Consider the following 10624-nt stretch of genomic DNA (forward strand, 5'->3'; position numbering starts at 1 on the left):
GTCATGTTCGCGATGTCCGCACTCCGATTTGGAATCTTTCGGTCAAACGGGAACATTCGGTGAGCGCTTGGGCGCTCGCGATTGAATATCGTTCGGGTGCCGTGGCACTGTGAGTCGAAAGGCGCCTAGTACGTTACCTTAAATGTTGGGGATGAGCAGGGGCTTCGTTTGACGTGAGCCGGGGCACGCCTGCGGGCGCAATAGACGGAGGGTGCGGCTAATCTGGCCGTGTGCGAATCGACCTTCAGCTTTCTTCTCTCGCATGATTCGATGGCACCGTCGTTCGGAAGCTATTGTCTCGGGAGCAAGCGTACGACTACTGTAGAAGTTAAGGCCGCCGCTCCCGGCCGGATTACCCGATGCATTGGATCCCGAATGGTTCCGGGAGACTGCTCGACAGGGCTCGCAAGGAATGCTGTTTCTGGAGGCGTGACGGTATACAAACCACAGAAAATGACGGTATACCGTCAGAAATACCGTCACCAAACCGGAGATCTAGCGAGATTTGGCGATACGCCAGTAGACAGTCGATTCGCAGAAAACTGAATTACTTCAACGGCTTATAGCCATCCTGAGACGCCCCAAGCATCCGCTCCACATACCGCGCGATCGTCCCGAGCAGTGCGTCGAACGTGACCACGGTGATGCCTCCCCCTTCGACGGCGCGATCGAGCCAAAGCGAAAGGCGAACCAACTCTCGCGCGGGGATCGCCCGATCACGCGCGCATGGCCGTGCGGAAGCGGCCCGCCCAATCGGCTAGCGCATCGAGCGTCGGCGATTCGAGGTCGGGAGCGGGCGCGCCCGTGGCCCGCTGAAGGCCGATGCGGTTATGCCAGTACGTCCGCAGGCCGCACTGAGCGGTGCCGAACAGGTCATAACTCGATCCCGCGACGAAACATGCATCGTCGGCACTCACGCCGAGTTGGTCCAACGCCAACGCGTAGGGGCGCGGATCGGGTTTGTACGCGCCGGCTTGCTCCGCGGTGACGACGGCATCCCAGCGAACGGGCAGGATCGATGCCGCGAGCCGGCCGAGTCGCTCCGAGCAGTTCGTCACTACCGCGAGCTTGCAGTGCGGGCGCAATGCATCCAACGCCGCCGCGGCGCCATGCCACGGCGCGAGTTCGAGCCAGGCCGCTTCGAGCGCATCGCCCGTCGACGCAGGCAGCCCCACTTGCTCGGCCGCGCGTTTGACGAGCGTTTCGTAGGCCACGTAGTCGCCGCAGCCGTAGGTCAAACGCAAATAGGCGGCGCGCCACGCGCGGCCCAGCGCCTCGGAGCCGGCCGTGCGATTCCAAAGTGTCCACGAATCGAGCAGCGCTGTAAGCAGGTCGAAAAGAACGGCTTTGGGGTAGGAAGAGGGATAAGCGGTGCAAGAGGGCGAGGAAACGTCCGACATCGCTGCGAACCTCCGCATACAAGGGGCTGGGATGGGTCGATTCTACGTGCGCGAGGGTTCGCGGCGGTTAAAAGCCGGTTACGTCAGTGTTTAGTTCGGCTGAATGCCGGCGGCGATCGTGCTGCCGAGTTCCGGGCATGGCCGCTCGACGGCGGACATGGCGAGGACGATCGCGTCCGTGCGAGGTCCGCTACGTAGCAGTCCCGTCCGCCGGTGGCGTTATACTGACGCCCTTCGCCGCGCCGCTCCTAGATCGCTTCGATCGCGCCTTAACGCGCCTCACCGCGCTTCGCTTTCCTTGCCCATGTCCGATCGCGTTCATTACCGACACCTTGCCGACATGCCTGGCCTCGTGCTCGGTGCCGCGCGGTTTTCGACGTTCAGCTTCGATCGCCATTTTCACCTCGATTACCACATCGGCCTCGTCACCGAGGGTGTGCAACGGCTGGGGTATGGCGGCAAGACGGTGCTGGCCGGGCCCGGCACGGTGTCGCTGATGCCGCCCGGGGAAATCCACGATGGCACGGGTGTCGGCGAGCACGGCTACATGCTCAGGACGTTTCGCCTTTCCCGCGAACTGCTGAACGGCATCGCCGAGGACCTGACCGGCTCGGTGCGCGAACCGGAACCGACCGCCGCGACGTTGGAAGACCCGGTGCTCGCTACCCGGCTCGTGCGGTTGTTCGACGTCATGCAAGCGACGGAGCAGCGTGAGACGTTGGCCGCGCAATCCGAGTGGCTGCGTTTGATGAACGCATTGCTCACGCGCTCGCATGCCATCACGGCGCAGCCGCCTGGCGGCGCGCTTTCGCCTCGGCAATGGCAGCGCGTGCGGGATTATTGCTCCGCGCATTTGAGCGAAAAAATCACGCTCGATGCGCTCGCGGCGCTCTGCGATCTCGGGCGCTTTCAATTCCTTAGGCAGTTCAAGCAGACGGTCGGGATGACGCCGCACGCGTGGTTGCTGCGGCTGCGGCTCGAGCACGCCTGCGCGCTGCTGTCGCGCGGCGCGCAGAGCATTGCCGACGTCGCGCAAGGCGTGGGCTTCTACGATCAAAGCCATTTCAACCGGGCGTTTCGGCAGGCTTTCGGCGTGTCGCCATCGGCGTATTGAAGCCATTGCGATGGGCCGCCGTCGACGCGCCCGGTCGGGTCGACATCCGGTAAGCGCCCGCTCGTCAATTTTTTACAATCCGGGCCGGCCGAGCGTCGGTACGATTCCGCCACGGTTGGGGTGCATGCCCCTGTTCGATAAAGGAGCCAACGGAATCGATGACGACTCGTAATCAACCCTCTCCGGCAACGAGGCCGGCGTTTTGGAGCGACAACATCGCCGGCGCGTCGCCCGAAATCATCGAAGCACTGGCCGCGTGCAGCTTCGGGCACGCGCGGCCCTACGGCGCGGACGAGGCGACGGCTGCCGTGGAGCGCACGTTCAGCGAACTATTCGAGCGAGACGTCAGCGTTTTGCTCGTGCCCACGGGCACGGCTGCCAATGCGTTGTCGCTGGCTGCGCTGACGCCGCCCTGGGGCAGCGTGCTCTGTCATCGCGACAGCCACGTCAACAACGACGAATGCGGCGCGCCGGAGTTTTTCACGGGCGGTGCGAAGCTCGTTACCGTGGACGGGCCCGCGGCGAAGATCGACGTCGATGCGCTGCGTGTCGCAGCGTGCACCAAAGTGGGCGACGTGCATTCGGTGCAGCCCTCGTGCGTCACCATCACGCAAGCCACGGAAGTCGGCAGCTTGTATTCGCAAGACGAAATCGGCGCGATCGGCGAGGCCTGCCGCTCATCGGGCTTGCGGCTGCACATGGACGGCTCGCGCTTTGCCAATGCACTCGTGGCGCTTCGGTGCTCTCCGGCCGAGATGACATGGAAGGCGGGGGTGGACGTCTTGTCGTTCGGCGCGACGAAGAACGGCGTGCCGGCGGCCGAGGCGATCGTTTCGTTCGATAAGACGCTGGCGCGCGAGTTGGCCTTCCGGCGCAAGCGAGCCGGACATTTGTTCTCGAAGATGCGATTTCTCTCGGCGCAGATCGAAGCCTATCTCGAGGACGATCTCTGGCTGCGCAACGCGCGACATGCCAACGCGATGACCGAGCGGCTCGCGCAGGGCCTGAAGCGGATCTCGTGCATCGAGGTGCAAGGCGAGCCGCAGGCAAACATCATCTTTTGCCGGTTTCCGCGCGCATTGATCGAGGCGTTGCTGGCCGAGGGCTTCGGGCTGTATCACGATCGCTGGGGCCCGGGCATCGTTCGCCTCGTGACGTCGTTCGCGACGACGCCCGAGGACGTCGACCAGTTGCTCGAACGGGCGCGGCAGATCGCGAGCGAATCGTCGCTCTGATGACGACGACGAGACGATGATGACGGCGCCGGGCCTCGCCCGGCCCGGCGTTCCTAGGAATTCCCCGAATAGACGCGCAATCGTAACAATCGGTAATCATTTCTTGCGTGACCGGCCCGAATTGCCGGGCGAACCAATTAACTTTCTCCTCCAACTCGACTACATTCCCCCTTTCTCACCGCATTTCCGGCGCGCATTCGCATGTGGATCGTCAACGTTGCCCTCAAGCGGCCTTACACGTTCATCGTGATGGCCATCCTCATCTTGCTGGCGACCCCGTTTTCCTTGATGAGCACGCCGATCGACGTCCTGCCGAACATCGATATTCCGGTCGTCAGCATCATTTGGAATTACACGGGCCTTTCGGCGCAGGAAATCGCCAATCGCATCACGTCGGTGAACGAGCGCAGCCTCACCACCACCGTCAACGACATCGAGCACATCGAGTCGCAGTCGCTGCCCGGCATTGCCGTCATCAAGCTGTTTTTGCAGCCTAACGCGAGCATTCAAACGGCGATCGCGCAAACGGTGGCCGTCGAGCAGGCGCAACTGCGGCAAATGCCGCGCGGTGCGACTCCGCCGCTCGTGATCAGCTATTCGGCTTCGTCGATTCCCGTGATCCAGCTCGGCTTGTCGAGTGCGACGATGTCCGAGCAGGATCTGAACGATACGGCGCTCAATTTTCTGCGCCCGCAGATCGTCACGATTCCCGGTGCGCAGGTGCCTTATCCCTATGGGGGAAAATCCCGGCTGGTCTCCATCGATATCGACACGCGTGCGCTTCTCGCCAAGGGGCTCACGCCTATCGACGTCGTCAATGCGCTCAGCGCGCAGAACCTGATTCTTCCCACGGGCACGGCGAAGATCGGCCCGCGCGAGTACACGGTCGACATGAACGGCTCGCCCACGACCATCGCCGGGCTCAACGACATACCGGTGCGGACGGTGGGCGGTGCGACGACCTACCTGCGCGAAGTGGCCCACGTGCGCGACGGCTACGCGCCGCAGACGAATGTCGTGCGGCAGGATGGCCGGCGCGGTGTGCTGCTCTCGATCCTGAAGGCGGGCAATGCGTCCACGCTCTCCGTCGTCGACGCGATCCATCGGCTGCTGCCCACCGTGGAAACGACGCTGCCGCGCGACATCCAAATCCATGCGCTGTTCGACCAATCGGTGTTCGTCAAAGCGTCGATCACGGGCGTCGTGCGCGAAGCCGTCATTGCCGCCGCGTTGACGGCGGCGATGATCCTGCTCTTCTTGGGCAATTGGCGCAGCACCTGCATCATCGCGATCTCGATTCCGCTGTCGATTCTTTCGTCGCTGCTCGCGCTGCACGCATTGGGGCAGACGATCAACATCATGACGCTCGGCGGGCTCGCCCTCGCGGTCGGGATTCTCGTCGACGATGCCACGGTCACGATCGAAAACATCGAGCGTCACCTGCATCTCGGGACGAATCTGCACGACGCGATTCTCGAAGGTGCGGGCGAGATCGCGGTGCCCGCATTCGTTTCGACGCTTTGCATTTGTATCGTGTTCGTGCCGATGTTTTTCCTAACGGGCGTGGCGCGCTATTTGTTCGTGCCGCTCGCAGAGGCCGTCGTGTTCGCCATGCTGGCTTCGTACATCCTTTCGCGAACGCTCGTGCCGACCATGGCGATGTTGCTGATGGGCCACGCGCATCAGCCGAGCAATGGAGCGAAGCCCAATCCGTTCATGCGGCTCCATCATCGCTTCGAAGCGGCCTTCGAGCGCATGCGTGCGGCCTACATCGTATTGCTCAGCACGCTACTCGTGCGCCGGCGGGCGTTCGCCGCATCGTTCCTCGGATTTTGCCTGGCGTCGCTCGGGCTCGCGTTCTTCCTCGGCGCCGATTTCTTCCCAAGCGTCGATGCGGGCGACATCCGCCTACACATGCGCGCACCGACCGGGACACGGATCGAGGAAACGGCACGGCTGGCCGACGACGTCGAAAAGGCGATCCGCACCGTGGTGCCGGCGGGCGACCTCGGGACGATTCTCGACAACCTGGGGCTTCCGTACAGCGGCATCAATCTCTCGTACAGCAACTCGGGAACGATCGGCACGCTCGACGGCGAGATCCAAATTTCGCTGAACGAAGGCCATGCGCCGACACAGACGTACGTCGACGAACTGCGCGCGTTGCTGCCGCAGCGCTTTCCGGGCGTCGAGTTCTACTTTCAACCGGCGGACATCGTCACGCAGATCTTGAACTTCGGATTGCCGGCGGCGATCGACGTGCAAATCGCGGGCGCCGATCAAACGGCGAATTTCCAGGTCGCGAGCAAGCTGATGAAACAAGTGCGCCTCATTGCCGGCACCGTCGATACGCACATTCAGCAAAAATTCAACGAGCCCACGATTCACCTGGAAATGGATCGCACGCGGCTGCAGCAGCTCAATCTCTCCGCCAACGACGTCGCGCAGAACGTGCTGATTTCGCTGTCGGGCAGCACCGAAACCTCGCCCGGTTTCTGGTTCAATCCGCGCAACGGTGTCGAGTACCAGGTTTCGGTGCGCTCGCCGCAATACGACGTGACGTCGGTCGATTCGCTGCTGCGCACGCCCGTCGCCGCCCCCGCCCCCGGCGGCGCGAGTGCCCGGTCGGGGACGCCTCAATTGCTCGGCAATCTCGTGCGCGTGCAGCCCGCGAATCAATTCGCCTCGGTGACGCATTACAACATTCGGCCCGTCGTCGATCTGCTCGTGAGCGTCGAGGGACGCGATCTCGGCAGCGTCGCCAAGCAGATCGACAAGCTCGTGACGCAAACGCGCGCGACGCTGCCGCGCGGCAGCCAGATCACCGTCCGCGGCCAAGTCGAGACGATGCGGCGTTCCTACCTCGGGCTGGGTGTCGGCGTGGCCATGGCGATCGTGCTCGTCTATCTGCTGATCGTCGTCAACTTCCAGTCGTGGCTCGATCCGCTCATCATCGTCAGCGCATTGCCGGCCGCGTTGGCCGGCATCGTCTGGATGTTGTTCCTGACTGGCACGCACATGTCCGTGCCGGCGTTGACGGGCGCCATCATGACGATGGGCGTAGCCACCGCGAACAGCATTCTGGTGGTGTCGTTCGCACGCCAGCGGCTCGCCGCGGGCGCGCCGCCGCTCACGGCCGCGCTCGAAGCCGGCGCAAGCCGGATTCGCCCGGTGCTGATGACGGCTTGCGCGATGATCATCGGCATGGTGCCGATGGCGCTCGGCCTTGGCGAAGGCGCGGAGCAGAATGCGCCCCTGGGCCGCGCGGTGATCGGCGGGCTGCTGTTCGCGACCGTTTCGACGCTGCTGTTCGTGCCGCTTTTATTCGGGGGCATCCATGGCCGGTTGGCGAGACGGCATGCGCGCCACGCGCGCGTGCGTGATGATGATGCGGCGCAAGCCGATGCCGAATGAACGTGCCGCCCCTTTTTTGTCCGGTTGATTGAAATGACGGAAGAATCCCACGCCTCCTTGGCCATGGCTCCCCGCGACGACGGGGAGGGTCCGATGCTGCCGCCGCGCGAGCGCGTCTGGCGGCGCGCGAAGATCGCGCTCGTCGTCGCGCTGGTCCTGCTCGCGATCGGTGCGCTGCGAACGGTCGTCGCAAACGTCGTCAATCGGCACGCCGTCGAGCGGGCCACCGAGCGCAATGCGAAGCAGTACGTGAACGTCGTCATGCCGAAAACGACGAGCAGCGGCGGCGACATGGTGCTGCCGGGCACGTTGCGCGGATTCGTCGAATCGCCGATCTACGCGCGCGCGACGGGCTATCTGCTGCACTGGTACGCGGATATCGGCACGCACGTGAAGCGTGGCCAATTGCTGGCCGATCTCGATACGCCCGAGATCGATCAGGAGCTCGCGCAGGCGATCGCGCAGCGGGCGCAGGCGAGCGCGAGCCTCGCACTCGCGAAGACCACGCTCGCGCGTTGGTCGCAGTTGCGCCAGCGCGATGCGGTTTCGCAGCAGGAACTCGATGACCGCCAAGGCACGTACAACCAGGACGTTGCCAATCTGGCCGCGGCCGACGCCAACGTGAAACGGCTGCAGCAACTGGAGTCGTTCAAGCGCATCGTCGCACCATTCGACGGCATCATCACGCAGCGCAACGTCGACATCGGCGATCTCATCGACGCCGGCAGCGGCACGAGCCGCGCACTGTTCGCACTCGCGCAGGCGAATCCGTTGCGCGTGTACGTGCAATTGCCGCAAGCCTATTCGGAAAACGTCAAGGTTGGGATGCCCGTTGCCGTGACGCAAGCGGAACTGCCGGGACAATCGTTCCGCGGCACCATCACGCACGAGTCGGGTGCGATCGACGTACCCACCCGCTCGCTGCAGATCGAAGTCACGTTGCCGAACCCGAACAACAAGCTCAGGCCGGGCGCGTATGTGCAGGTGGCCGTGCCGAACACGTTGCGCTCGCATTTACTCGTGCCCGGCAATACGTTGCTGTTCCGGGCGGAAGGGCCGCAGCTTGCCGTCGTCGATAAGGACGGCGTCGTACATCTGCATGCGGTGTCGATCGCGCAGGACCTCGGCCAAGTGCTCGAAATCGACAGCGGGATTTCAGCGGACGACAAGATCATCGTGAATCCGAGCGACTCGATCGCCGACGGCGATCACGTACAAGTCATGCAGCGCAGTGCCGACAAGGGGCTGTCCTGATGCGACGGCGTTGCTTCGTTTCGCTACGGCCCGCGGCTACGCTGGCGGCTGCCGCCGCGGCCGTGCTGCTGGGCGCCTGCACCGTCGGTCCCGATTACGAGCGGCCCGCCGTCGAGGCGCCGCAAGCTTGGCGCACCGATTCGTATTGGCGCCTCGCAGCGCCCTCGCATGCGCCGCTCGCACTCGATTGGTGGAGCGCCTTCGGTGAGGCACAACTCGATACGCTCGAGCGGCAGGCGCTCGAGCAAAACCAGACGCTGGCCGCGGCGAGCGCGCATTACGAGCAGGCTAGGGCGACGCTCGCGTCCACGGGCGCACAGCGCTTTCCCGAGCTCGATCTCGGGGCTCAGGCCGACCGCCTGAAGATTTCGAAGAATCGGCCGTTGACGAGTTATTCGACGCCGACTCAATCGACGGTGCAAAACGAACTGGTGCTCGAGCCGACGATCACCTATGACCTCGATCTATTCGGGCGCATCCGGCGGGAAGTCGAGGGGGCCGGCGCCTCGGCGCAGCAGGCGGCCGATGATTTGGCCAACGCCCGGCTCGTGTTGACGACGGACCTCGCCACCGACTACTACGCATTGCGAGAACTCGACGCCGAAATCGACGTGCTCGATCAATCGGTGCGTCTGCAGGCGAAGGCACTCGATTACGTGAAAGCCGAGCATGACTTGGGTTCGGTGTCGGGTTTGGACTTATATCAGCAGCAGGCCCAACGCGATGCCACGCAGGTCCAGGCGACGCTGCTCGTCAAGCAACGTGCGCAGTACGAGCACGCGATTGCGGCGCTCGTCGGGGTGCCGGCGCCGCAGTTCGCGATCGCGCCGAAGGTCGCGCAGATGCGGCCTCCGACCATTGCGATCGGCGTGCCGAGCGACTTGCTGCAACGGCGCCCCGACATCGCGTCGGCCGAGCGCGCCATGGCGGCGGCCAATGCGCAAATCGGCGTGGCGAAGGCCGCGTTCTTTCCGAGCCTCGTCCTGACTCCGGGGATCGGCTGGGAATCGACGTCGTTCGCGAGTCTACTGACGGCGCCGAGCTTGATGTGGACGCTCGGCGCCCAACTCAGCCAGGCGGTGTTCGACGGCGGGCGGCGCAAGGCCAATCTGAAGTATGCGAACGCCGGGTACGTGCAGGCAGAAGCGAACTATCGTCAGGCCGTGCTCGGCGCCTTTCAACAGGTACAAGATGGGGTGACCGGTCTTTCCGTCCTCGATGCCGCATCGAAGCAGGCACATGCGGCGGTGGTCGATGCGCAGCGGCTGTTGTCGCTCGCGAACGATCGCTACTCGGGTGGTCTCGTGGCTTATCTGAACGTCATCGATGCGCAGCAGTCGCTGCTGACGAGCCAGCGCACGGAGGTGCAGATTCACGGTCAGCAGATGGCGCTTTCAGTCGCGCTCGTGAAGGCGCTCGGCGGCGGGTGGACCGACACGCGGTGACCCGGCCGCCGAATGCTTCACCCGGCAATGCAACAGCAAACGCAATCAACCAAGCGGTGTCAGCGATATGCTCGCATTCGTCGAATCGTTGACACTGTCGGCATTCATTACGACCCACTGCTGGTTGGCGCCGAAGAGCGGGATCGATATCGAGCTCGCCGTGCTCGCTTGGACGACGGTATTGTTGGCGGCGTATGTGTCACCCGGGAATTGCTGGACGATCGGCTTATAGGTCGGGTCGGGGGCGTTCAGTACATAAACGGACACTTGGCCGGATGAGTTGAATACCGCGAAGTAGAATGCGTTGATGCCCGATGATACGTTGAGGATATAACGCTGAGCACTCGGCACGAAATAGAAGCGCGAGTATTTGTTGAACGGATAGGATTCGCCGTTTGCCGGCAGATTTTGGTTATTCAGGCCCGACGTATTGGTCGGCATGGCCTGGCTACCCAACCAGCCTTCCGCTTGTGCGCCGCCGCCGGCGCCAGGGTCGAGCGTGGCCGTGAGGCTCGTCGAGCCGCCGACGTTCGGCGCCAGGCTACCGGGCCCGGAAAACGTCAACAGTGCGGCGGAGCCTGCGTTGCCCGTCGTTTGCGGGACTTTCAATTGAGTATAAAACTGGTTGGAGCCGGTCAGATCGATCGGCACATCCTGCGCCGCTTGCGTCGTGTTATAGAAGAACGCGACGTTGATGGGGTTGACGATGGAATTGAGGCATTGCAGCGGGTTGCCTTTGCCGACCGTCAGCCGATTTCCGCC

General features: G+C 63.6%; 8 protein-coding genes. 5 read left to right on the forward strand and 3 right to left on the reverse strand.

What is annotated here, in order from left to right; all coding sequences use genetic code 11:
• Window positions 1-547: 547 nt before the first annotated feature.
• Together ACTHNZ_RS12260 and ACTHNZ_RS12265 are read right to left on the reverse strand one after the other, a co-directional pair.
• Entirely contained in the window at window positions 548-694 is a 147-nt protein-coding gene (locus ACTHNZ_RS12260; protein WP_440542765.1) for a hypothetical protein, read from the reverse strand.
• Window positions 695-716: 22 nt separating this feature from the next.
• The gene (locus ACTHNZ_RS12265) at window positions 717-1400 is read right to left on the reverse strand and encodes an HAD-IA family hydrolase (RefSeq protein WP_440542766.1); all 684 of its coding nucleotides are present in this window, start codon (window positions 1398-1400) and stop codon (window positions 717-719) included.
• 304 nt (window positions 1401-1704) lie between these two features.
• On the opposite strand from ACTHNZ_RS12265, the gene ACTHNZ_RS12270 reads away from it, so the two are divergent.
• From ACTHNZ_RS12270 to ACTHNZ_RS12290, 5 genes are all read left to right on the forward strand, one after another.
• Window positions 1705-2514: an AraC family transcriptional regulator gene (locus ACTHNZ_RS12270; protein WP_440542767.1), complete on the forward strand. Its 810-nt coding sequence runs from the start codon at window positions 1705-1707 to the stop codon at window positions 2512-2514.
• Window positions 2515-2672: 158 nt separating this feature from the next.
• A complete protein-coding gene (locus ACTHNZ_RS12275; protein WP_440542768.1) occupies window positions 2673-3749 on the forward strand; it encodes a threonine aldolase family protein in 1077 nt (358 codons plus the stop codon).
• Between the two features lie 201 nt (window positions 3750-3950).
• Complete coding sequence (locus ACTHNZ_RS12280) at window positions 3951-7163, forward strand: efflux RND transporter permease subunit (protein ID WP_440542769.1); 3213 nt, start codon at window positions 3951-3953, stop codon at window positions 7161-7163.
• A gap of 33 nt (window positions 7164-7196) precedes the next feature.
• Window positions 7197-8417 carry an efflux RND transporter periplasmic adaptor subunit gene (locus tag ACTHNZ_RS12285; RefSeq protein ID WP_440542770.1) on the forward strand — a complete coding sequence of 407 codons (1221 nt, stop codon included), beginning with the start codon at window positions 7197-7199 and terminating at the stop codon, window positions 8415-8417.
• Window positions 8417-9862 (forward strand): efflux transporter outer membrane subunit, encoded by a 1446-nt coding sequence (locus ACTHNZ_RS12290; RefSeq protein ID WP_440542771.1) that lies wholly within the window; start codon window positions 8417-8419, stop codon window positions 9860-9862. Before ACTHNZ_RS12285 ends, ACTHNZ_RS12290 begins: the two co-directional genes overlap by 1 nt.
• A gap of 45 nt (window positions 9863-9907) precedes the next feature.
• Here ACTHNZ_RS12290 and ACTHNZ_RS12295 read toward each other — a convergent pair.
• Window positions 9908-10624 (reverse strand): hypothetical protein (locus ACTHNZ_RS12295; protein ID WP_440542772.1); only part of this gene is annotated, 717 nt, incomplete at its 5' end.

It is taken from the genome of Trinickia sp., assembly GCF_051953955.1.
Taxonomy (GTDB): Bacteria; Pseudomonadota; Gammaproteobacteria; order Burkholderiales; family Burkholderiaceae; genus Trinickia.